This window comes from Frankia sp. BMG5.60 (assembly GCF_059428125.1).
This window is the reverse complement of record NZ_CM182091.1, coordinates 3,756,759-3,778,802: the sequence shown is the minus strand read 5'-3', so window position 1 is coordinate 3,778,802 and position 22,044 is coordinate 3,756,759. Positions and strand designations below refer to the sequence as shown.

Genomic DNA, 22,044 nt, shown 5'->3' with positions numbered 1-22,044 from the left:
TCGCACCCGGCCCACCTGCGCACCCGGCCCACCTTCGCGACTGGCCTACCCGCGCTGGCCCGGTCGGGCGGCTGATGCCCCGCCCCCGTCGGCCCGAGACCGGCCGACCGATCGCCTCCGGCGCAGGGCCGCTGCCGCGCTGGAGCTTGCCGCGCCGGAGCGGACGCCCGTGTTCCGGGACAGGAGCGGGCGTCCCGGAGGGGTGGCGGCCGCCCCGGAGGCGGCGGCTGCGATCAGTGGGTGGTCTGGGACGCGCTCGGCGTGCTGCTGGACCGTTGAGCCGGAACCCCGGACGTCGTGGACGCCGACGACGCGATCGAGGATGAGGCGGTCGAGGACGGGGCGGTCGAGGACGGGGCGCCGAACCAGGAGCCGAGCAGCGGCTGCACATCGATCGGGTGGAACGGCAGCGCACCGGTGCCCGGGGACGCGGCGGCGCTCGGCGTGGCCGACGGGCTCGCGGCCGGGCTGGTGGCTCCGCCGCCGTCGTCGGACGCCGACGAGATCGCCGTGGTGTTCGGGGTCGCCGTGGCGGAGGTGCCCGTCACGGTGCCGGCGCTCGGCGCGATGGAGCGTAGATCGGTCGGCCCGGTCGTCGGCTGGTCCCGCGGGGTCAGGGAGATGATCGGAATCGGGGCGGTGGTGGGGCCCAGCGCGACCGTGGTGACGGCACTCGACCCCGACGCGCTGGACCCGCCGGTCCCGGTGCCCGCCTTGTCGGCGCTCGGCGCAAGCTCGGCTCGCGGCGGCGAGCTCTGCGTGCGGTCCCGCGACGCCTGGGTCTGCGACGCACCGTAGGCGAGGGTCTCCGTGCCGGTGTACTGGATCCGCGATGCCTCACCGGCGTTCGGGACCGCCGCGCCGCCACCCCCATCGCCCCCGAAGGCCACCCCGGCGACGAGCGCCGACAGCCCGGCCAGCGAGGCTGTGCCGGCGGCGGCCAGGCGCACCCGCCCATTGCCGCGCCGGACCGGAGCCCGGTGGGCACCCGTGACCCGCTCGGCCGGCGGGAGGTTCCGCGCGGCCGTCGACGCCGGCCCGCTGCGGCGGGGGCCGGTGGGCATCCGCCCGGCGGCGGGCGTCCGGCTGGTGGTGGGCATTCGGCTGGCAGTGAAGGATGCGCCGAAGGAGGGGGTCACCAGCCGCGAGGAGGCGGCGAACCGGGAGCCCTGCTCCCAGGAGGGCACGCCGTGCGCCGGGAAGCCCGACCACCGGTTGTCGTCGAACCGATCGTCCTCGTCGAACCGATCGTCCTCGTCGAACCGATCGTCCTCATCAGACTGGTCGTCTGCGGCGAAGCGGTCGTCCGCGGCGAAGCGGTCGTCCGCGGCGAACCGATCGTCCGTGGCGAACCGGTCGGCGTCGAATCCCGCGTCCGGGAATCGGCCGGCGCGGAAACGATCCTCCGCGCCGAATCCGTCCGCGGTGTCGTACCAGTCGACCGAGTCGTGCTGTTTGTCCGTTTCGTGCTGACCGTCCGTGCCGTACCAGTCGTCGTCGAGCCGGTCGTCCGCGTAGAACCGGCCGTCCTCAACCCCGTCGCCGTCGAATCGGCTCTCGCCACGCGGACCGCCCTCGAACGGGTCGGCCCCGTACTCGTCGGCCTCGCACCGGTCGTTGTCGTACTGGTCGGTGTCGAACTGACCGCCCACGGCGAATCGGCCGTGTCTCGGCCAGCCACGCCGCTGCCCGTCCGCGCGGTGGTCATCCCAGGCGGGTGCGGACTGCCGGGCCTGGCGGGCGGTGGTGCTGACCGACAGCGGGCCGGTAAGGGTGTCGAGCTCGCCGGGCGGGGCGAACGGAGGTCGCGGCGGGATCCGCCGCGGGGTCGAGGAAGGCCCGGGGCCGTACCAGCCGGAGCGGTCCGAGGTGTCCCAGGCCGCGACGGTCCCGGTGGGGGGCGTTGAGGCGTAGGCGCGGTCGTCGAGACCGATCGAGGACGGGACGGCTGGGCGGCGCGGGGCGGCGCCCCGGGAGTGCCGGCCGGCGGAGTGGCTACCCACGGCAGCCCCCGGCGGGCAGCAGCGCCTCGGACCCGGCCGGTCGGGCATGGCCAGCCCGAGAACAGGGCAGTTGCAAACAGGCCGCCTCGGCGGCATGGTCGGTGCCCACCGACGAACGCGGACTGGCCGCGGACCGCGGGCTGAGGGCTCGATGACCCCGCACTACGCCTCCGGCTGCATTGGTGTTGTGAGCCCCCCCGGGCCACACGGCACCCCCACGCGCAATCTGACCTTACCCGACCTGGTCGGAGCAGCAAATACCGGACTTATCCGAAGTAACTAGTTAAATGTTAGTGCGAGGGGGGATGGTCCGTGGCCGGAACGGTGTCGTCAGACCGCTCCGTGCCCCATTCCGCCGGCCTGGCCGAGCCCCATCGGGCCGGCTCCCGGCCGCCGCGGCCGCCCGTCAGCCGGCCTTGTGGGCAGGCCATGGTCGGCTCCAGGCCGGACAGTTCACGACGAGGCCCGTCGGGCTGCCGGACGCCGGGCCGGCCGGACGGCGGGCCGGCGGCTGATTGTTCGGCGGGCGGGTTCTGGCTGCCGCTTTCGGGGTCCCCCGCTGGTCCCCGGGACGGCCGTTCGGGTGCCCCCGGGGGGGACCCCCAGGACGCCGAAAGGCCGGGGCGGCGTCGATGCGCGCGCCCCGGCCTTCATGCCGGTCGGCTGGTCGACCGGACCGCTCGGCTGACCGAGTGGTCCGGCCGGTCGGCGGGCTTCCGGGTCGTGCAGGCCGGTCGGCCGGCGGGTGCCGGCCGGTAGCGGCCGACCAGACCCGGACGGCCACCCCTGGATCAGTCGATGGTCCAGGTCTCCCCGCCGGAAATCAGCGACATCAGGTCGCCCTCGCCCTGCCGGGCCCGAGCGTCGCTGATCTGCGTGTTGAGCGCCTCGTCGTACGTGGGCGCGTCCACGCTGCGGAAGATCCCGATCGGAGTCACCCCGTGCGTGTCGCCGGTGAGCCGGGACAGCGCGAAGGACTGGCTCGGGTCCGCCGCGGCGGCGTCGTGGACGAGGACGCCGGGGCTGCCGGCGGGCACGACCTCCAGGCTGCCGTCCGCCGCGCGGCGGATCGCCTTGTCGCCTTCGGCGCCGAAGACGAGCGGCTCGCCGTGGGTCAGCTTCAACGTCACGTCGTCGCGGCTCGACCGGTCCTTCAGCGTGTCGAAGGCGCCGTCGTTGAAGATGTTGCAGTTCTGGAAGATCTCGACGAACGCGGTGCCCGGGTGCTCCGCCGCGGCGCGCAGCACCGAGGTCAGGTGCGCCCGGTCGGAGTCGATCGACCGCCCGACGAAGGTGGCCTCCGCACCGAGCGCCAGCGACACCGGGTTGTACGGCCGGTCCAGCGAGCCGAACGGCGTCGACTTGGTGATCTTGCCTACCTCGGAGGTGGGCGAGTACTGGCCCTTGGTCAGACCGTAGATCCGGTTGTTGAACATGAGGATCTTGAGGTTGACGTTGCGGCGCAGCGCGTGCAGCAGGTGGTTGCCGCCGATGGACAGCGCGTCGCCGTCCCCGGTGACCACCCAGACCGACAGGTCCGGCCGCGAGGTGGCGAGGCCGGTGGCGATCGCCGGCGCGCGACCGTGGATGGAGTGCATCCCGTAGGTCTGCAGGTAGTACGGGAACCGCGAGGAGCAGCCGATTCCGGAGATGAAGGCGATGTTCTCGCGGGCGACCCCGAGCTCGGGGAGGAAGCCCTGCACGGTGGCGAGGATGGCGTAGTCACCGCAGCCCGGGCACCAGCGCACCTCCTGGTCGGAGGTGAAGTCCTTGCGGCTCTGCTGGGCCGGGGCGGCCGGCACCAGGTCGAGCAGTCGATTGCTGATACCGGTGTGGTTCGTCGTGACGGTCACTGGTTGATCACGTCCTCCAAGACGCCGGCCAGCTCCGCCGCCTTGAACGGCAGCCCGCGGACCTGGTTGTAGCCGATCGCATCGACAAGGAACTCGGCCCGGATCAGCGTCCGCAACTGGCCGAGGTTCATCTCGGGGATCAGCACCTTGTCGTACGACCGCAGGATCTCCCCGGTGTTGGCCGGGAAGGGGTTGAGATGGCGCAGGTGTGCCTGGGCGACGTGCAGGCCCTTGGCGCGGACCCGCCGGCAGCCGGCTGCGATCGGGCCGTAGGTGGAGCCCCAGCCGAGCACGAGCACGCGCGCCTGTCCGGAGGGATCCTCCACCTCCAGCGGGGGGATGTCGTTCGCGATGCCGGCGACCTTGGCCGCGCGCAGGCGGACCATCCGGTCGTGGTTGGCGGGGTCGTAGGAGATGTTCCCCTGCCCGTCGGACTTCTCGATGCCGCCGATGCGGTGCTCGAGGCCCGGCGTACCGGGGACCGCCCAGGGCCGGGCGAGGGTCTCCGGGTCGCGCAGGTAGGGCCAGAACTCCGGCCCCTTCGGCCCGGTGTGGTTCGGCTCGGTGGTGAAGGCGACCGTCAGGTCCGGCAGCTTCTCGCGGGTCGGCAGCAGCCACGGCTCGGAGCCGTTGGCGAGGTAGCCGTCGGAGAGCAGGAACACCGGCGTGCGGTACTTCGTCGCGAGTCGCGCGGCCTCGATCGCGGCGTCGAAGCAGTCCCCGGGCGAGCGGGGCGCCACGATCGGCACCGGTGCCTCGCCGTTGCGGCCGAACATCGCCTGCAGCAGGTCGGACTGCTCGGTCTTGGTCGGCAGCCCGGTGGACGGCCCGCCACGCTGAATGTCGACGATGACCAGCGGCAGCTCCAGGCTCACCGCCAGACCGATCGTCTCGCTCTTGAGCGCGACCCCTGGACCTGAGGTGGTCGTGATGCCGAGCGAGCCGCCGAAGGAGGCGCCCAGCGCGGCGCCGATCCCGGCGATCTCGTCCTCCGCCTGGAACGTCCGCACGCCGAACCGCTTGTGCTTGCTCAGTTCGTGCAGGATGTCCGAGGCGGGGGTGATCGGGTACGACCCGAGGAACAGCGGCAACCCGGTCAACTCGCCGGCCGCGACCAGCCCGTAGGACAGCGCGAGGTTGCCCGTGATGCGCCGGTAGGTGCCGGACTTCATCCGGGCTGGCGCCACCTCGTAGGTGACGGTGAAGGACTCGGTGGTCTCGCCGTAGTTGAACCCGGCGCGGAAGGCCGCGATGTTGGCCGCGGCGATCTCCGGCCGCTTCGCGAACTTCTTCTCCAGGAACCCGACGGTGCCCTCCGTCGGACGGTGGTACAGCCAGCTCATGAGGCCCAGGGCGAACATGTTCTTCGCCCGCTCCGCCTCTTTCTTGTTGACCGCGCTGCCGACCCCCTCCGCGGCGTGCACCGCGTTGATGGTCATCGAGGTCAGGGGGACCCGATGCACCGAGTAGGGGTCGAGCGTGCCGTCTGTCAGCGGGTCTGTCGCATAACCCGCCTTCTTGAGGTTTCCGCCCGTGAACGAGTCCGTGTTGACGATGAGATTCGCACCGGGAGGCAGATCCTTCAGGTTCGCCTTCAACGCGGCAGGATTCATCGCAACCAGGACGTCCGGTGCGTCACCCGGGGTGAGGATGTCGTGATCGGAAAAATGTAGTTGGAATCCGGATACACCGGCCGGGGTGCCGGCTGGGGCACGGATTTCGGCGGGAAAGTCCGGGAGCGTCGACAGGTCGTTGCCGAACGTGGCCGTCTCGCTGGTGAACTGCTCTCCGGTGAGCTGCATACCGTCGCCGGAGTCGCCCGCAAAGCGCACGACCACCCGGTCGAGCCGGCGGGTCTCCCTCTCCCTGACCTGCTCAGACACCTTCAGTAACCTCCTCGGGTACCACACCAGCCTACCGGCTGTAGCAATGGGACGCGTGCGGCGTGCCGGGCCGACCGATCGCACGCGGTCGCCCGACGATCAGACCCGAATTTGTTGATCTCGGCATGCTCTGGCTTAGAGTGATCGCCTGTCGACTCTGCGTATGTTCGCCCCTGTCCTGACGGTCGGCTGCTGCCACCCGTGTCCGGATGGTCGGGATGCGTCGCCCGCCCGATGGTTGTGGGCGGTACGGATTCAATACGCTTCCGGGTGGCTTTCCATACAGGTCTGGCCGGGCGGCCTGTCGGCGAATAGACATATTCGCAACTTTGTTTCGATTACTCCATGTGCGCGACTCGCTATCTTCCGTTGTCACCGCGGTGGGAGCCGCACCACGCAGCGTATCGGTCGGGAGGCACTGGCCGGATGGTGCCGAGGTGCCATCGCGACCGGTGCGCGGGCGGGGGAGCAGCATCGCAGCCATGACCTCGCGCCCCCGCCCGGCCCAGTCCAGTCCGGCGTCGGAACGGCTGGGGCGAGCCCCCGAAGGCAGACGCCGGGAGACGGTCGGGCTCGTCGGGGCAGGTAGGGCCGGCAGCGCCGTCGCACTCGCCCTGGCCGCCGTGGGGCACCCGGTGGTGGCGGTGACCACCCGGTCCCCCCTCGGCCGCGAACGCGCGGCCGCCCGGTTCCCGGACGCGCGGATCGGCGCGGTGCCGCAGGTGGCGCCGTGGCTGCGGGCGGCCGAGGTGCTGCTCGTCGCCGTCCCGGACGACGCGATCGCGCCGGTGACGGCCGAGCTCGTGGCCGCGGACGCCGTGCGGGCGCAGCAGATCCTCGCCCACCTCAGCGGCCGGCACGGGCTGGGCGTGCTCGCCGCCGGCGCATCCGTGGGCGCGGCCAGGGTGGCCCTGCATCCGATCATGACGCTGCCCGACGCGGTGGGGGGCCCCGACGCGTTCGTCGGCGTGCCGTTCGGCATCACCGCCGACCCGGGCGCCGAGGCCCGGGCCCGGGGGCTCGTCGCCGACGTCGGCGGCGTCCCCCTGCTGATCGAGGACGGTCGGCGTGATCTTTACCACGCCGCGCTGGTCCTCGGTGGCAACTTCCTGACCAGCCTGACGGTGGCCGCCCGGGAGACGCTCGCGGCGGCGGGCGTCGCCGATCCGGGCGCCGCCCTCGCCCCCCTGCTGCGGGCATCCCTGGACAACGCCCTCACCGGCGGCTGGCCGGCGTCCACAGGTCCGGTCCGCCGGGGCGATCTCGGCACCGTCCACGCCCATCTGCGGGCGCTGGACGCCATGGATCCGACCGTCGCGGACGTCTACCGGGCACTGGTGGCGTACACCACCGGTGGACTGGAGCGGGCCGGCCTGCTTGATGCGCCCGTGGCCGACCGGCTGCGCGCGGGTGCGGCCACGGACCCGCGGCGAGCGGCCGGCCCGGACGAATCCCATGGACGGGACTGGCCTGACGGGCCGGTCACCCCCGGCTGACGAAGCGGCCGGCGGGGAAGAGAGAAGGCTGCGGCGGGAGGCCGGGACGACCACGGGGAGGCATCGGCCACACGGCGGCCGGGAACGTAGGTACGCAGTCCCCGCGTTGAACAGCCCGTACCGGCTCGACAGGATGGACACCCGATCGCCATGCCACACCGCCACCTCAACGGTCTGAAGACCGCGCTGCTGCTGGGCGTGCTCTCCGCAGCCATCCTGCTGGTGGGGTCCCTGTTCGGGCGGGGTGGGCTGCTTATCGCGCTGGTGCTCGCGCTCGCGATGAACGGCTTCTCCTACTTCTTCTCGGATCGGATCGCCCTGCGGGCGATGCGGGCCTATCCGGTCACCCAGGTCGAACAGCCACGGCTCTACGCCATCGTCGGGGAGCTCGCCCGCAATGCCCGCATGCCGATGCCGCGGCTGTACCTGAGCCCGACCGGCTCGCCCAACGCCTTCGCCACCGGCCGTAATCCGCGGAATGCGGCGGTCTGCTGTACCGAGGGCATCATGGAGCTGATGGACGATCGCGAGCTGCGCGGCGTCCTCGGGCATGAACTCAGCCATGTGTACAACCGCGACATCCTCATCGCCTCGGTCGCCGGCGCCCTCGCCAGCATCATCGTCTACCTGGCGAACATGGCCCAGTTCCTGGCCATCTTCGGCGGGCGGGACGAGGAGAACGGCCCAGGCATCTTCGAGCTGTTGCTGCTGATGATCCTCGGTCCGGCCGCGGCGACGATCATTCAGCTTGCCATCAGCCGCTCCCGGGAGTATCAGGCCGACGAGTCGGGCGCGACGCTCACCGGTGACCCGCTCGGGCTGGCCAGTGCGCTGCGCAAGCTGGAGGCGGGCACCTCCGCCCGGCCGCTGCCGCAGAACTCGAAGCTGGGGCCCGCGGCCGCGCTGATGATTGCCAACCCGTTCCGCGGCGGCGGGGTCGGCCGGCTGTTCTCGACCCATCCGCCCATGAACGAGCGAATCGCCCGCCTGGAACAGCTCGCGCGTATGAATCCGTATCGGTGACGGGCAACCGACCGCAGTGTTGTCCGCGGTGGCATCGCCGTATTACAGTGGATGACTCAGAGTAGGCTCGTACCGTCGACCGCGTACCGCGGGACGGTAGCCGGGAACGTAGTCGTTCCACGGCCACGACGGCGGCGGAGCGAACCCCCCAGGTTCCGCCGCAGGCACCCCGCCCGAAACCCCCCATCGGGCGGGGTGCGCCGTTTCCGGGTACGGACCTCAGCGGTAGTTGACGAACTGGAGCGGGACCTCGAAGTCCTCGGCCTTCAGTAGCTGGATCACCCGCTGCAGGTCGTCCCGCTTCTTCCCGGTGACCCGGAGCTGGTCGCCCTGAATCTGGGCCTGCACCCCCTTGGGGCCGTCCGTCCGGATCTTCTTGGCGATCGCCTTGGCCTTGTCGTCCGAGATGCCCTGCTGGACGGTCACCGACAGGCGGAACTCCTTGCCCGAGGGCTTGGGCTCGTCGAACGACAGCGCCTTGAGCGAGATGCCGCGCTTGACGAACTTCTCCTGCAGGACGTCGAGCACCGCCTTGACCCGCTCGTCGGTGTTCGCTACGAGCAGAATCGACTCGCCGGACATGGCGGCCGACGCGCCCGTGTCGCGGAAGTCGAAGCGGGTCCGGATCTCCTTGGCTGTCTGGTTGACGGCGTTGTCTATCTCCTGTGCGTCGACTTTGCTGACGATGTCGAAGGACGGGTCTGCCACGTGCGCGGACCTCCAGTTCGGTTCGGGGCGGGATGTCTGGCCGAGCATGGGGTGTCGAGTCAGGCACCGTACGTGGTCATCACGGGCGATACCCGCCTCGGGGGGTGGCCACTCGCCGTTGTATTCGATCGACGACAGCCTTGCAGGACGCCTCCGCCGTCCCGGTGGTCCGGCGGGACCGGTATGCTCCTCTACGAAGGCAGGTTGCCCGAGCGGCCAAAGGGAACGGTCTGTAAAACCGTCGGCTCAGCCTACGATGGTTCGAATCCATCACCTGCCACCATCCCCGGGTTCGACCCGGGGACACGTACCGCCCTCAGGCCCGGAGCATCGCTCCGGGCCTGCTTGCTTTCGGGCTGGGTTGCGGGTCCGGAGGTAGGCCGCCGGTCGGTCCCGCGGGCAGGCGGCGTGGGCCGGGTCCTGCTCGACGGAGCGACGGAGACCCTGCGCGGTGGCGTGCCGCGAGGCCCTAGGTCGCGTATCTGCGACCTAGTCGGACCCGGACGCTCAGTGGGCCGCGGCGGCGTCCAGTTCGGCGCGGGTCAGCAGCGGGCGCAGGGTCAGGCCGAGCTCGGCCAACCGTTCCCGGCCGCCCTCGCCGCGGTCGATCACACAGAGCACATCCTCGACGATCGCGCCGTCGTCGCGCAGCACCTTCGTCGCGTCGAGCACGGCGCCGCCGGAGGTGACGACGTCCTCGACCAGGACGACACGGCGGCCGGTGACCTCGCCGCCCTCGGCGATCCGCCGGGTGCCGTACTCCTTGGCCTTCTTGCGTACGAACCGAGCGGGCAGGCCGGTGCGCTGGGAGAGCAGGGTGGCCAGGGGCACGCCGCCGAGTTCGAGCCCGGCCAGGACCTCGGTGCCCGGCGGCACCAGCCCGGTCAGGCCGTCGATGATCGCGGCGAGTAGCTCCGGGTCGGCCTCGAACAGGTACTTGTCGAAGTACTCGGTGCTCGTCCGGCCCGACCGGAGCAGGAAGGTGCCGGTCAGATGGGAGGCGGCCCGGACCCGGGCGGCCAGCGCCGCGTTGTCGCTCACGTCAGTGCACTCTAGGGGGCTGGGGCCGGGCGGCGTGGCGCGGTTGCGCGGAACACCACGATCGCCGGCCCCGTCCGCGGGCGCCCACACCCGGCGCATCGGGACGTCCGCCGCGCAACCGGCGCTACGGTCACACCATGTCGCGATCCGCCGCCGAGCGCCGCCCGCCGGTCCCGGTGGACGGCTCCGGCGCGCTGCTGTTCGTCTACGGGACGTTGATGTTCCCCGAGGTCGTCTCGACGCTGATCGGTCGCGTGCCGCCGATGGAGTCCGCCGCCGCCCCCGGGTGGCGGGCCGCGCGGCTGCGCGACCGCCTCTACCCGGGGCTGGTACGCCGGGTGGCTCGGGACGAGGCGCCGGCCCTGGGCCGGGACGAGGCGCCGGCCGTGGGCCGGGACGAGGCGCCGGCCGTGGGTCGGGTGCTCGTCGGCCTCGATCTGCGGGAACGGGCCGTGCTCGACGCGTTCGAGGGCTCGGCCTACGAGGCCGCTCCGCTCGTCCTGGCCGACGGCCGCCCGGCGGCCGCCTATCTCTGGCTGGACGCCGCCGAGGTGACCGACGAGGTCTGGGATGCCCGCGCGTTCGCGGCCGGGCACCTCGGCGACTACGTCCTGCGGTGCGCGGCCTGGCGAGCCCGGCTGACCGACCCGGTGCCCTGAAACGCGAGCGGTGCCTTGCTTGTAGCCCCGACCTGCCTTGTAGCCGCGGCCGGCGCCCTGAGCCCCGACCCGGCTCCTCCACCAAGCCGGGGCCCTGCGCCGGGCGCGCCCTTGGCGGGCCGGTCGGCCGCCGGCTCAGCCGTGGACGGCGGGCGGTGGACCTTCGTCGCGCCCAGTCCTGCCCGGTCCTTCCGAGCCTGCCGGTCCACGCCCGGTGAATCCGCCGGAGCCCGGCTGGACTCCCGCCGTCTCCGAGTGACGGCCGCCGACGCCGGCGCCACGTCCGGCGGCCTCACCGACGCCGGCTCGGTCGCCCGGGTACGGCTCCTCGTAGCCGCCGCGGGTGCGGGCGGTGTCGTAGGTGCACAGTGCGTAGATCACCAGGATGTCGATCGCGATGATGACGACCGACCACACCGGGAACGCAGCCATGAAGGCAAGCTGGCCGATCGCGTTGATCGCCGCGATCACGATGCCGGCCCACCGCGCCGCCTCGTTGCGGATGTAGATCCCGTAGGAGATCAGCATCTCGACGACGCCGATCGCGATCCACAGCCACCCCCAGAAGTTGACGTCGGCATAGAGCACGTTGGTGCCGCCGTTGAGGTTGTTCACGACCACCGTGTAGTCGTTCAGGGCCGCGATGCCGTAGATCAGGTTGTGGAAGCCGACGATGAACATGATCACGGCGGCGAAGGTGAGCCATCCGCTCAGCGGGCGTACCGCCCGATTTCCTGCCATCTGATCCTCCCCGTTCGACGCCGACGCCTCGTCCGACCGGTGAACCGCCATGCCCCCGATGAGGGGGCCACCGGGACAGGGTGGGGCGCGACCTCGTGGTCGCGGCGGGTCGACACCGACACCATGCGGTCCGGTGTGCATCTCGTAGTCAGACAACTACGGTCCGCCGCTTAGGTGCGATACCCGCCCCGCCCCGACGTCACCCCTTCAGTCGAGGGTGGCCGGCAGGATCCCGTCAGTCGGGGGCGCCGGCAGCGTCGTGATCTTGTTTGTGGCGGCGTCCCAGTGCAGCCGGCCGTGCTGGAAGGTGCTCTCCCGCCCGCCCGGCACCGAGTACTCGTCGGTCGTGGGCAGACCGAGGCTGGACGCCGTGCCGCCGAGGGACAGATAGGTCTGCAGGATGCGGCCGTGGACCTCGTGGGCGCCGGTCGAGGGGTGCCAGTAGATCCAGCCGCCCTGGAATCGGGCCTGCTGGGCGCCGGGCGCGCTGGCGATCTCGATGTTGCTCACCGGGCGGCGCAGGAAGCTGTTCGACCCGCCGAGGCCGAGGTACTTCGTCGAGATCGGGCCGTACAGCGCGTGTACCCCGGTGGCGACGGACCAGAAGGCCAGGCCGTCCGCGTACTGCTGCCAGCGGCCCCCGCCGCCCGCGGGATTCTCGACCCCGACCGGGGCGCCGAGCATGGCCCGGGCCGGCCCGCCGGCCGCGTACCACTTCTCGATCTCGCTGTGGGTGCCGTCCGCCTGCGCGGCGAGCGCGGTCGACGTGCAGCACAGCACGTTCATGTCCACATTGCCCGTGATCCCGGGCACCGTGCCGCCGGAGGTGTACTGCCACAGCGCCCAGTTCGGCCAGCCGCCGGGTAGCCAGCCGGGGGTCGCCTGGTCGTTGTAGATCGCGAACCAGAACGGGTACTTCGCGAAGTCGTGGGTGTCCGCCAGCTTCCCGGTCCAGAACGACCGGTAGGTGTAGAGGATGGGGGCCCGTCCCGTTGCGGACTCGACCTCCTCCAGGAATGCCCGGGTCCAGGCCGCGAGTGCCCTGGGGTCGAGTCCGCCGGTGTCCTCGAGGTCCAGCACGGGCGCGAGATGGCCGGCCGTGCGCGTCAGCCCGCTGACGGCGATGAAGTGCCGAGCCTGGTCCACGGCGGTCGACAGTGGCTGCGCCGGGCGGGCGTAGTGGTAGGCGCCGACCACCAGGCCGGCCTTGGCGGCGGCATCGCGATCGGTCACGAAGAACGGATTGGTGTAGTTCGTCCCCTCTGTGGCCTTGATGATCACGAAGCTGACACCGGAGGCGTGAGCCGCGTTCCAGTCGATCGGCCCGCCACCCGGATGCTGCCATGAGGCCACGTCGACCCCGTGCGGCCACAGCGGTGAGGGGGTCGCCCCCTGGGCCACGCCGGCGGTGCCGGACATGGTCAGTGCGGCGGCGGTGAGCGCGGCGACGCTGAGCAGTCGCCGGGGCAGCGGGATCGCGAGCGCTGGCCGGCCCGGCCAGCCCCGGTGGCGGGGGGCGGAGTCGGGTCGAGGGAACACCGTGCCGGGCGGCAGCGGGGTGCCGGGCCGGATCGGGATGCCGACCGGGCCGGCGTCGCCGCCGGAGCCGCGGGTCGTCGGATACCGGCCAGGACGATGCGTGGAACGCATGGGCAACCCTCGGATGCTTGGGAGGCGACGGTCGGGGAGGCTCGTGAGCCGGTTGGCCGCGCCAGGCGAGGCGCACCAACAGGTGAGCCACACGCTAAGCATTCAAGGAATTGCATACAGCTATCGAAGGTTGGGGAGTCCGAGTTATTCGCTACGGACAGTTGCTCCCGCCGGCAATCTGCGCATCTTCCGGTCGGAACGGCCGCCGGGTCGGGCGTGCCGGCGTGCCAGGGGGCAAGGCTGGCGATGGGGATGTTCCGCGCATCCGGCGGCGTGTGGTCGCCGCCGATGGGCCGGTCCGAGCGGCGCTGTCATGATCGGGGACGAAGCGGACGGGGGTGCCTCCCCAACCACGCTCAGCGTCGTGTAATCTGAGCACCGCGACCTTGCGCCCCTTTAGCTCAGTCGGCAGAGCGTCTCCATGGTAAGGAGAAGGTCTACGGTTCGATTCCGTAAAGGGGCTCCACGTTCCGGTCCTCGGGCGGGTTCGTGTCCGGGATGGGCGGTTCCGCCGGTTCTCCCGGGTAGACTTGTGGTCGGGTCTCCGGGCATCCTGGGGACCATCCTGGCGGTGTAGCTCAGTCTGGCAGAGCAAGCGGCTCATAATCGCTGTGTCGCCGGTTCAAGTCCGGCCACCGCTACTATCGGGGAGCGGCGCGCCGTGGCCCCTGTAGGGGCTTGCGGCCTGCCGCATCGCCCGATCAGTTCAGCATCCGACTCAGGAAGAGGCATCACGCCGTGGCCGCCACTGACGTCCGCCCGAAGATCACGATGGCGTGCCAGGTGTGTAAGCACCGGAACTACATCACCCGCAAGAACCGGCGCAACGACCCGGACCGCCTCGAGCTGAAGAAGTTCTGCCCGAACTGCGGCAAGCACACGGAGCACCGCGAGACCCGCTGACGATGTCCGGCGCCGCTGCGTCGGCCACGCCGCCGGACGCGTGTTCGGGTTTCCACGGGTCACCGCGCGATCACAACCGGCCAGGGAGCGCCCTGGCCGGTTGTTTGCGTGTCGGCCTGCCCAGGTACGGCGGCCCTGGTCGCAGGCCCAGGGAAGGCGGCATGATGCCTGGCGCACCGTCGTGATACCTGGCGCACCGGCGTGATACCTAGGACACATCGACCAGTCCGTCGATGGGTCGGCTCATCAGGTTCGTGGTGGGATGCTTCACGACGCAGCCCGTCCGGCACGTCCACCGACGCGCTGCGGCCAGGTGCGCCACGGCATCCAGGTCTGCCGCGGACGTCGAGATCGGAGCCTTGATGTCGCTGAACCAGGACTTCGTGGGACGGAGTTTCGTCTCGCCCGTCCCCTTCCAGGTCGGACGCGAGCAGATCCGGCAGTTCGCCCAGGCGATCGGGGACGACAACCCGCTCTACCACGACGTGGAGGCGGCCAAGGCCGCCGGCCACCCCGATCTCGTCGCGCCGCCGACGTTCCTGATCACCGCGATCCCCGGGGCCCTGGGGCTACCCACCGACGATCCGGCGCTCGGGCTGGACTACGCCCTGGTCGTGCACGGTGAGCAGCGCTTCGCCCTGCGCCGGCCGGTGGTGGCGGGCGACGAGTTGGTCACCACCTCGACGCTGACCGGCATCCGCGCGGTGGGCCGCAACGAGGTTCTCGTCACCACCTACCGTTACAGCACCACGAGTGGCGAGGAGGTCGCGGTCGGCACGTGCACCCTCGTCTCCCGCGGCACGGCACCGCCGCGGGCATGAGCGCGCGTCCCATGGCGCCCGGTGGGAACCGGGCCGCCGGTCCGGCCGCACCCCCGAAGCCCGTCGGGAGTGCCTCACTCTGGGGAGAACAACGATGACGGCGACCGTCGCCTATGACGACGTCGAGGTCGGCACCGAGCTGCCGGAACGGCTGTTCCCACTGCGACGGGTCGATCTCGTCCGCTACGCGGGAGCGTCCGGGGACTTCAATCCCATCCACTGGAGCGAGCGGGCCGCCGCGGACGCGGGCCTACCCGGCGTGCTCGCGCACGGGATGCTGACGATGGCGACCGCCACCCGCCTCGTCACCGACTGGGCCGGGGACCCGGGCGCCGTTCTCGAGGTCGGCGTGAAGTTCTCCGCGCCGGTGGTGGTGCCGGACGACGACGAGGGCGCCTCGGTGTTGGTGCGCGGCGTCGTGGAGAAGAAGCTCGACGACAACCGGGTGGTGGTGAACCTCACCACCCGGTGTCGCGGCGAGAAGGTGCTGATGGCCGCGCGCGCCACCGTCCGACTGAGCTGAGCCGTCAGACCCAGGGGGTCGCTCAGGCGGCCTCGCCGAGCAGGGCTGACAGCCGGCTCACGCCCTTGACCAGGTCCTCGTCGCTGAGCGCGTAGGACAGCCGGGCGAAGCCCGGGGTGCCGAACGCCTCACCGGGGACGATGGCGACCCCGGCCTCCTCCAGGATGAGCTGGCACAGCTCGGCGCTGGTCGTGGGCGTCCGGCCGCGAAGGCTGCGGCCGAGCACGCCCTGCAACGAGGGATAGCAGTAGAACGCGCCCTCGGGCAGCGGGCAGCTCACCCCCGGGGTCTCGGTGAGCATGCGGTGCATCGTCTGCCGGCGGCGATCGAAGGCGGTGCGCATCTCGGCGACGGCGTCGAGGGGCCCGGCGACGGCGGCGAGCGCGGCGGCCTGCGAGACGTTGGCGACGTTCGAGGTCGCGTGCGACTGCAGGTTCGCCGCCGCGGCGACGACGTCCGTCGGCCCGATCAGCCAGCCGACCCGCCAGCCCGTCATCGCGTAGGTCTTCGCGACGCCGTTGACGATGACGCAGCGCTCGGCGAGCTCCGGCACCTGCGTGAGGATCGAGGCGAACCGCGCCTCGCCGTAGACGAGGTGCTCGTAGATCTCGTCGGCGAGCACCCAGATGCCGGCCTGCTCGGCCCAGCGACCGATCTCGCGGACCTCCTCCGGCGTGTGCACGGCGCCGGTCGGGTTCGACGGCGAGTTGAACAGCAGCACCTTGGTGCGCTCGGTGCGGGCCGCCTCGAGCTGCTCGACGGTCACCCGGTAGCCGGCCTCCGGCCCGGTGACGACGTCGACCGGCACACCACCGGCGAGGCGGATCGACTCGGGGTAGGTCGTCCAGTACGGCGCGGGCAACAGCACCTCGTCACCCGGGTCGAGCAGCGTCGCGAACGCCTCGTAGACGGCCTGCTTGCCGCCGTTGGTCACCAGGACCTGGCCCGCGGAGACGGTGACGCCGGAGTCCCGGGCCGTCTTCTCGGCGATGGCCTGCCGCAGCTCCGGCAGGCCGCCCGCCGGGGTGTAGCGGTGCATGCGAGGTTCGCGGCATGCCTTCTCCGCGGCGGCGACGATGTGGTCCGGAGTCGGGAAGTCCGGCTCCCCGGCGCCGAAGCCGACCACGTCCTGGCCCGCGGCGCGCATCGCCTTCGCGGTGGCGTCGACGGCCAGCGTCGCGGACGGGGCGATGCCGCCGATGCGGCTTGAGATCCTGCTCATAGTGCCCATGCTGCCATGGCGTCCGGATGGGCGTCGTGCGCAGGCGGCCGGGATCCGGAGTCCGTGCGGACCGGTTGCGGGGTGGCCACAGGACCCCGTCCCCCGGGTCCTGTGGACGGCGCGCCGTGGGTCCTGCGGACGTTGCCGCGAGGGTCCTGCGGATGGTGTTCCGTGGGTCCCGTGGACGGTGTCCGGAGGTTGCTGCGGACGGTGCCCGTGGGTCCTGGGGACGGTGCCCGCGGCGCCCGCGGACGGTGCGCGGCGGAGTCGGGGCGATGAGGGGGTATGCTCGATCCGCTCGGGTACCCATTCCGGTAACCGGCTCGCAGGCTGGACTGTGCGCTATGGTGCAGAAGCGCAGCGTGTGGGTTCGATGTGGTCGCGGGGATCCGGGCGTGTCCAAGGGGCGTGGCTCAATTGGTAGAGCACCGGTCTCCAAAACCGGCGGTTGCAGGTTCGAGTCCTGTCGCCCCTGCGCTGTTCGACGGTTGGCTGGTTCGGCGACGGAGTTGGGTGGAGTTGAGTGGCGACCGATACCCGTGACGCGGCACCGCGTCCCAGGCGGGCCACGCGTACCGCGGGTCGGCGTCGGTATCGGCCGCTTCAGTTCATCCGCGAGGTCATGGCGGAGCTCCGGAAGGTCGTCTACCCGGGCCGGAGCGAGCTGATCACCTACGTGCTGGTCGTGCTCGTGTTCGTCAGCGTGATGACGGCCTTCGTGGCTAGTCTCGACTTCGGGCTCACGAAGGCGGTTCTCGCGATCTTCGGCTGACGGGCCCGCCAGCCGGCGGGGTCGGGCAGTACGGACGGACGGGTCCGGGCGGATGATCGATGCCGGTACGCCGGTCGGTCGGCTGCCGCCCGTTCGGCACCACGCCCGCGCAGCGCCCGCTCCGCGGAGTCCACAGCAGCAGAAGTGTCCACGAGAGAAGGAACGTCCGCGTGTCCCAGTCGCCCGAGCACGCCTCCTCCGAGCAGGGGGAGGCCCTCGCCCGTCTCGATCTCCTTGCGGCGTTCGAGCACGACGAGGTGGCGAGTACGGACGCCGGCGCCGAGCTCGACGACCCCCACGCCGACTCCGACGACGCCGACGAGTCGAGTGCCGAGGCCACCAGCGAGGCCGATGAGACCGACGCCGGCGTCGGCGCCGAAGCCAACGAGGCCGGGTCCGTGACCGACTCGGGCTCCGAGCCCTCCGCGGCGAGCGAGCCCGCCGCGGACGCCGCGCCCGCGAGCGCCGCGCCGGTCCCCGTGGCCGACGACACCGATGACGAGGACGACCTGCGTCGCGCCATCGAGGACGCGCCGGGCGAGTGGTACGTCGTGCACTCGTACGCGGGCTACGAGAACAAGGTCAAGACCAACCTCGAGACCCGTATCTCCAGCCTCAACATGGAGGACTACATCTTCCAGATCGAGGTGCCCACCGAGGAGGTCCCGGTGGTCAAGAACGGCAAGAGGCAGTTGGTCCAGCAGAAGAAGTACCCGGGTTACATCTACGTCCGGATGGACCTGACGGACCAGTCCTGGTCCGCGGTCCGCAACACGCCGGGTGTGACCGGGTTCGTGGGGCTCACCAACCGGCCCTCACCGCTGCGGCGCGAGGAAGTCCTGTCCATCCTCGCCCCGGCGGCGCCGAAGGAGAAGAAGGTCGAGACCGTCCGGGTCCAGGAGTTCGAGGTCGGGGAGTCGGTCACCGTCATGGACGGCCCCTTCGCCACGCTTCCGGCGACCATCAGCGAGATCAACCTCGACGCCCAGCGGCTGAAGGTGCTGGTCTCGATCTTCGGTCGGGAGACGCCCGTCGAGCTGCAGTTCAATCAGGTCGCGAAGATCTGATTCGGTCCGTGGAACTCCGGTAGGAAGACGAGCACATGCCGCCCAAGAAGAAGAAGATCACCGCCATCATCAAGCTCCAGATCAACGCCGGCAAGGCCACGCCGGCGCCGCCGGTCGGCCCCGCGCTGGGCCAGCACGGCGTGAACATCATGGAGTTCTGCAAGCAGTACAACGCGGCGACCGAGTCGCAGGCCGGCAACGTCGTGCCGGTCGAGATCACCGTGTACGAGGACCGGTCGTTCACCTTCGTCACGAAGACCCCGCCGGCCGCGAGGCTCATCCTCAAGGCCGCGGGCGTGGAGAAGGGCAGCGGGACCCCGCATCGGGACAAGGTCGCCAAGCTGACCCCGGCCCAGGTGCGCGAGATCGCCCAGACCAAGCTCCCCGACCTCAACGCCACGACGATCGAGGCGGCCGAGAAGATCATCGCGGGGACCGCCCGCTCGATGGGGATCACGGTCGGCGACTAGCCCTCCGCACCTCGCCACACCGGACCGACGCCGTGGGAGGGCGGTCGGTGCCAGCCCCCGCGGCACGGAGAAGATCCGTGCCGCGGCGAGCCCGGCCGACCGTCCGCCGGCACCACGAGGAGACAGCATGAAGCGCAGCAAGGCCTACCGGGCCGCCGCCGAAAAGATCAATCCCGAGAACCTCTACAGCCCGCTGGACGCCGTCCGGCTCGCCCAGGAGACCTCGACGACGAAGTACGACGCGACCGTCGAGGTCGCGATCCGCCTCGGGGTCGACCCGCGCAAGGCCGACCAGATGGTCCGCGGCACCGTCAACCTGCCGCACGGCACCGGCAAGTCGCCGCGCGTCGCCGTCTTCGCCGCCGGTGAGAAGGCCGCCGAGGCGACCGCCGCCGGCGCCGACATCGTCGGCAGCGATGACCTGGTCGCCCGCATCCAGGAGGGCTTCCTGGACTTCGACGCGACGGTGGCGACGCCGGACCAGATGGCCAAGGTCGGGCGGATCGCCCGTATCCTCGGCCCCCGCGGGCTGATGCCGAACCCGAAGACCGGCACCGTGACGCTGGACATCGGCAAGGCCGTCGCCGACATCAAGGGCGGAAAGATCAACTTCCGGGTGGACAAGCAGGGCAACCTGCACATCGTCATCGGGAAGACGAACTTCACCGACGCCCAGCTCATCGAGAACTACACGGCCGCCCTGGACGAGATCGTCCGGGTGAAGCCCTCGGCGGCGAAGGGTCGTTACCTGAAGAAGGTCACCTTCGCCACCACCATGGGCCCGGGCATCCCGGTCGACCCGAACCGCACGCGCAACCTGCTCGAAGAGGGCGTCCCCGCCTGAGCCCGCCGGCCCCGGGGAACCGGGGCCGCATCGCGCAGTCCCTTGCCTTTCCACCGGCGTCCGTGCCCGTTTCGTCCCGGTGGAAAGGCAAGGAAACGTGTACGCGAGATCGTCGCGTACACTTTGTACGAACACGTTTCACGCCGAAGACCGCTGGTCGCCGTCGTCGCCCAGGTGGGGGAGATCCCGCCCGGACATAGCGACGGCCGAAGGCCCGACTTCCCCGGGCGGCCCGCGCAGGTGACGGATGCCAAGGACCGCGGCAGCTCCGAGGCGGTCGGCGCAGGTGCGCCGTCCTCCCCGCCCGATGTCGCTCTTCACGCCCCGTGCGCCTGCGCCGGGGCGTTCGTCGTCTCCCGGGGTTGAACGGATGACCGGCCGACACCCCGAAGGAGCCCCATGGCGAAACCTGAGAAGACCGCCGCGGTGGCGGAGATCGCCGAGGAGTTCCGTGGCGCGACCGCCGCGGTCCTCACGGAGTACCGCGGTCTGACGGTGAGCCAGCTCACCGAGCTGCGGCGCACCCTCGGCGAGGGCGCGCGTTACGCGGTGGTCAAGAACACGCTGACCAAGATCGCGGCCGAGCAGGCCGGCGTCACCGGGCTCGACGATCTGTTCGTCGGCCCGACCGCCGTCGCCTTCGTCACCGGCGACCCGGTCGAGGCGGCCAAGGGCCTGCGCGACTTCGCCCGCGCCAACCCGGCCCTCGTGGTCAAGGGCGGCGTCGTCGAGGGCAAGGCCATGACGGCCGACGAGATCCGCAAGCTGGCGGATCTGGAGTCCCGCGAGATCCTGCTGGCGAAGCTCGCCGGCGCGATGAAGGGCTCGCTGTCCGGCGCGGTCGGCCTGTTCGCCGCCCCGCTGTCGCAGGTCGCCCGGCTGGCCGAGGCGCTGCGCGAGCAGCGGGCGAGCCAGTCCGCCGCCGAGACGCCTGCGGAGACGCCCGCCGCCGAGGCCGCCGAGGCCCCCGCGGAGTAGGCCTCCGCGCCGCGGGATGACGGTCGCCGGTCCGGCGGCCGCCGCCCGCGGAGCACCCGCGCCGGCCGGGCCACCGCGCGCCCAGCCGGCACCACCCACGAGCCACCCCGATCACCGGTCGCCACCCGGCCGGCCGAGATCATCGGCATGACGAGGAAGGAAACGCCATCATGGCGAAGCTGTCGACCGAAGAGCTGCTCGACGCGTTCAAGGAACTGACCCTGCTGGAGCTCTCGGAGTTCGTGAAGCAGTTCGAGGACACCTTCGGCGTGACCGCCGCGGCGCCCGTCGCCGTGGCCGCGGCGCCGGCCGCCGGCGGCGCGGGCGGCGAGGCTCCGGCCGCCGAGGAGCAGGACGAGTTCGACGTCATCCTCGAGTCCGTGGGTGACAAGAAGATCCAGGTCATCAAGGAGGTCCGGGCGCTGACCAGCCTCGGGCTGAAGGAGGCCAAGGACCTCGTCGACGGGGCGCCCAAGCCCGTCCTGGAGAAGGTCGCCAAGGAGGCCGCCGAGAAGGCCAAGGCGGCCCTCGAGGGCGCCGGCGCGTCGGTCACCGTCAAGTAACACCGCCCGTCTTCCGGGTCCGGTCCGGGCGGCGTTTACGCGCCGCCGCGGGCCGGTGCGGCCGCTCGACGCGGCCGCGGCGCATCCCGCGTGCCGGGGCACCTCCGAGGTGTCCCGGCACGCGGCGTCTGTGCCGCCGAATCGCCGAGACACGCTGCAACGTAAGCGGATGAGCAGGTCGGGTCGTTCGTGACGTTTTCCGAAGGGGGTTGACGGCCCCTGTAGATCGGAGTTCCATCATGTCGCGAACGCTCGTCGGGAAGCAGATGCGGTGCTCTACGTTCCCCCCGCGTGGTCCTGCCACGCACGCCCTTGCCAGCGGTGTGCCCTTCGGCTATACTGCTAGTTTGCGCTGCCCTTTTCGTCGCATCGGCTCCGCCGACACCGGTTCTCCGGTGAGGTCGGGCTCTCTGTGGGGGTCCGGTACGCGCCGTCGGGCGGTCTCGACCATGGTGTCGGGGCCGCGTACGCGGTGGGTTCCGGTTCGACGTGAAGGCGCGTTGGCCGTGCTGGTGCGTGGCACGGCTGTATGGCAGCCACACCGAGGACTCTGAGCAGACCTTTGCCCGTGCACCGACCCGTTGTTCTCAGCGGACACCGGCGTCGCCGCGCGCTTGCGCCGCGACGGCGCTTTGGCGTGCCCGCAGTCAGCCGAACGCCTGCCGCGACGGATTTTTGCGGTTCTGCGGACCGACGGACTCCGGATCGGCGGACTTGCTGCGGGACGAGGGCCGACTCCGGCCGCGCGACCGGCCGCCGGGACAACCGGCACCGCCGCACCGATGCGCCTCGCGGTCATCCTCTCACCGGCGGGGCACCCCCCG

At 71.3% G+C, this 22,044-nt stretch carries 20 protein-coding genes and 4 tRNA genes; 16 read left to right on the top strand and 8 right to left on the bottom strand.

All coding sequences use genetic code 11. The features are described from left to right. Positions 1–233: 233 nt before the first annotated feature. From AC5R91_RS15285 to AC5R91_RS15275, 3 genes are all read right to left on the bottom strand, one after another. On the bottom strand, positions 234–2,003 hold the full coding sequence (locus AC5R91_RS15285; RefSeq protein WP_495397783.1) for a hypothetical protein: 1,770 nt from the start codon (positions 2,001–2,003) through the stop codon (positions 234–236). Between the two features lie 791 nt (positions 2,004–2,794). Then, positions 2,795–3,856 carry a 2-oxoacid:ferredoxin oxidoreductase subunit beta gene (locus AC5R91_RS15280; protein ID WP_044885135.1) on the bottom strand — a complete coding sequence of 354 codons (1,062 nt, stop codon included), beginning with the start codon at positions 3,854–3,856 and terminating at the stop codon, positions 2,795–2,797. Further along, positions 3,853–5,739, bottom strand: coding sequence for a 2-oxoacid:acceptor oxidoreductase subunit alpha (locus tag AC5R91_RS15275; protein WP_495397782.1), 1,887 nt, complete (start codon positions 5,737–5,739; stop codon positions 3,853–3,855). The genes AC5R91_RS15280 and AC5R91_RS15275 overlap by 4 nt, the downstream gene beginning before the upstream one ends. 482 nt (positions 5,740–6,221) lie before the next feature. Here AC5R91_RS15275 and AC5R91_RS15270 point away from each other — a divergent pair, with 482 nt between their 5' ends. Together AC5R91_RS15270 and htpX are read left to right on the top strand one after the other, a co-directional pair. Next, positions 6,222–7,235 carry a Rossmann-like and DUF2520 domain-containing protein gene (locus AC5R91_RS15270; protein WP_495397781.1) on the top strand — a complete coding sequence of 338 codons (1,014 nt, stop codon included), beginning with the start codon at positions 6,222–6,224 and terminating at the stop codon, positions 7,233–7,235. A 150-nt stretch (positions 7,236–7,385) separates the two neighbouring features. Continuing rightward, positions 7,386–8,258, top strand: a complete 873-nt coding sequence (gene htpX / locus AC5R91_RS15265) for a zinc metalloprotease HtpX (protein WP_495397780.1) — start codon at positions 7,386–7,388, stop codon at positions 8,256–8,258. 219 nt (positions 8,259–8,477) lie between these two features. On the opposite strand, the gene AC5R91_RS15260 is transcribed toward htpX, so the two are convergent. After that, positions 8,478–8,966, bottom strand: a complete 489-nt coding sequence (locus tag AC5R91_RS15260; RefSeq protein ID WP_495397779.1) for a YajQ family cyclic di-GMP-binding protein — start codon at positions 8,964–8,966, stop codon at positions 8,478–8,480. Positions 8,967–9,164: 198 nt separating this feature from the next. On the opposite strand from AC5R91_RS15260, the gene AC5R91_RS15255 reads away from it, so the two are divergent. Continuing rightward, positions 9,165–9,249, top strand: a tRNA-Tyr gene (locus AC5R91_RS15255). 224 nt (positions 9,250–9,473) lie between these two features. On the opposite strand, the gene pyrE is transcribed toward AC5R91_RS15255, so the two are convergent. After that, entirely contained in the window at positions 9,474–10,007 is a 534-nt protein-coding gene (pyrE, locus tag AC5R91_RS15250) for an orotate phosphoribosyltransferase (protein ID WP_495397778.1), read from the bottom strand. 137 nt (positions 10,008–10,144) lie between these two features. Here pyrE and AC5R91_RS15245 point away from each other — a divergent pair, with 137 nt between their 5' ends. Continuing rightward, on the top strand, positions 10,145–10,666 hold the full coding sequence (locus tag AC5R91_RS15245) for a gamma-glutamylcyclotransferase family protein (RefSeq protein WP_495397777.1): 522 nt from the start codon (positions 10,145–10,147) through the stop codon (positions 10,664–10,666). A 135-nt stretch (positions 10,667–10,801) separates the two neighbouring features. Here the strand turns inward: AC5R91_RS15245 and AC5R91_RS15240 are convergent, their stop codons facing one another. Together AC5R91_RS15240 and AC5R91_RS15235 are read right to left on the bottom strand one after the other, a co-directional pair. After that, complete coding sequence (locus tag AC5R91_RS15240) at positions 10,802–11,407, bottom strand: DUF7144 family membrane protein (protein ID WP_495397776.1); 606 nt, start codon at positions 11,405–11,407, stop codon at positions 10,802–10,804. Positions 11,408–11,614: 207 nt separating this feature from the next. Further along, complete coding sequence (locus AC5R91_RS15235) at positions 11,615–13,057, bottom strand: GH25 family lysozyme (protein WP_495397775.1); 1,443 nt, start codon at positions 13,055–13,057, stop codon at positions 11,615–11,617. A 390-nt stretch (positions 13,058–13,447) separates the two neighbouring features. On the opposite strand from AC5R91_RS15235, the gene AC5R91_RS15230 reads away from it, so the two are divergent. The 5 genes from AC5R91_RS15230 (at position 13,448) to AC5R91_RS15210 (ending at position 15,304) form a co-directional block, all read left to right on the top strand. After that, positions 13,448–13,523, top strand: a tRNA-Thr gene (locus tag AC5R91_RS15230). A 101-nt stretch (positions 13,524–13,624) separates the two neighbouring features. Then, a tRNA-Met gene (locus tag AC5R91_RS15225) sits at positions 13,625–13,698 on the top strand. Between the two features lie 97 nt (positions 13,699–13,795). Then, a complete protein-coding gene (gene rpmG, locus AC5R91_RS15220) occupies positions 13,796–13,960 on the top strand; it encodes a 50S ribosomal protein L33 (protein ID WP_009740545.1) in 165 nt (54 codons plus the stop codon). Positions 13,961–14,322: 362 nt separating this feature from the next. Beyond that, positions 14,323–14,781 carry a MaoC family dehydratase N-terminal domain-containing protein gene (locus AC5R91_RS15215; RefSeq protein ID WP_495397774.1) on the top strand — a complete coding sequence of 153 codons (459 nt, stop codon included), beginning with the start codon at positions 14,323–14,325 and terminating at the stop codon, positions 14,779–14,781. A 94-nt stretch (positions 14,782–14,875) separates the two neighbouring features. Next, positions 14,876–15,304, top strand: coding sequence for a MaoC/PaaZ C-terminal domain-containing protein (locus AC5R91_RS15210; protein ID WP_495397773.1), 429 nt, complete (start codon positions 14,876–14,878; stop codon positions 15,302–15,304). 22 nt (positions 15,305–15,326) lie between these two features. Here AC5R91_RS15210 and AC5R91_RS15205 read toward each other — a convergent pair whose 3' ends face one another. Next, the gene (locus AC5R91_RS15205; protein WP_495397772.1) at positions 15,327–16,535 is read right to left on the bottom strand and encodes a pyridoxal phosphate-dependent aminotransferase; all 1,209 of its coding nucleotides are present in this window, start codon (positions 16,533–16,535) and stop codon (positions 15,327–15,329) included. A gap of 393 nt (positions 16,536–16,928) precedes the next feature. On the opposite strand from AC5R91_RS15205, the gene AC5R91_RS15200 reads away from it, so the two are divergent. The 7 genes from AC5R91_RS15200 (at position 16,929) to rplL (ending at position 21,220) form a co-directional block, all read left to right on the top strand. Continuing rightward, positions 16,929–17,001 (top strand) — tRNA-Trp (locus tag AC5R91_RS15200). A 48-nt stretch (positions 17,002–17,049) separates the two neighbouring features. Then, positions 17,050–17,298, top strand: coding sequence for a preprotein translocase subunit SecE (secE, locus tag AC5R91_RS15195; protein WP_495397771.1), 249 nt, complete (start codon positions 17,050–17,052; stop codon positions 17,296–17,298). Between the two features lie 170 nt (positions 17,299–17,468). Beyond that, on the top strand, positions 17,469–18,365 hold the full coding sequence (gene nusG, locus AC5R91_RS15190) for a transcription termination/antitermination protein NusG (RefSeq protein ID WP_495397770.1): 897 nt from the start codon (positions 17,469–17,471) through the stop codon (positions 18,363–18,365). A 35-nt stretch (positions 18,366–18,400) separates the two neighbouring features. Then, on the top strand, positions 18,401–18,835 hold the full coding sequence (rplK, locus tag AC5R91_RS15185) for a 50S ribosomal protein L11 (protein WP_009740540.1): 435 nt from the start codon (positions 18,401–18,403) through the stop codon (positions 18,833–18,835). 127 nt (positions 18,836–18,962) lie between these two features. Further along, the gene (gene rplA, locus AC5R91_RS15180) at positions 18,963–19,679 is read left to right on the top strand and encodes a 50S ribosomal protein L1 (RefSeq protein WP_044884194.1); all 717 of its coding nucleotides are present in this window, start codon (positions 18,963–18,965) and stop codon (positions 19,677–19,679) included. A 399-nt stretch (positions 19,680–20,078) separates the two neighbouring features. Beyond that, complete coding sequence (rplJ, locus tag AC5R91_RS15175; RefSeq protein ID WP_495397769.1) at positions 20,079–20,657, top strand: 50S ribosomal protein L10; 579 nt, start codon at positions 20,079–20,081, stop codon at positions 20,655–20,657. A gap of 170 nt (positions 20,658–20,827) precedes the next feature. Beyond that, a complete protein-coding gene (gene rplL, locus AC5R91_RS15170) occupies positions 20,828–21,220 on the top strand; it encodes a 50S ribosomal protein L7/L12 (RefSeq protein ID WP_495397768.1) in 393 nt (130 codons plus the stop codon). Positions 21,221–22,044: the final 824 nt, after the last annotated feature.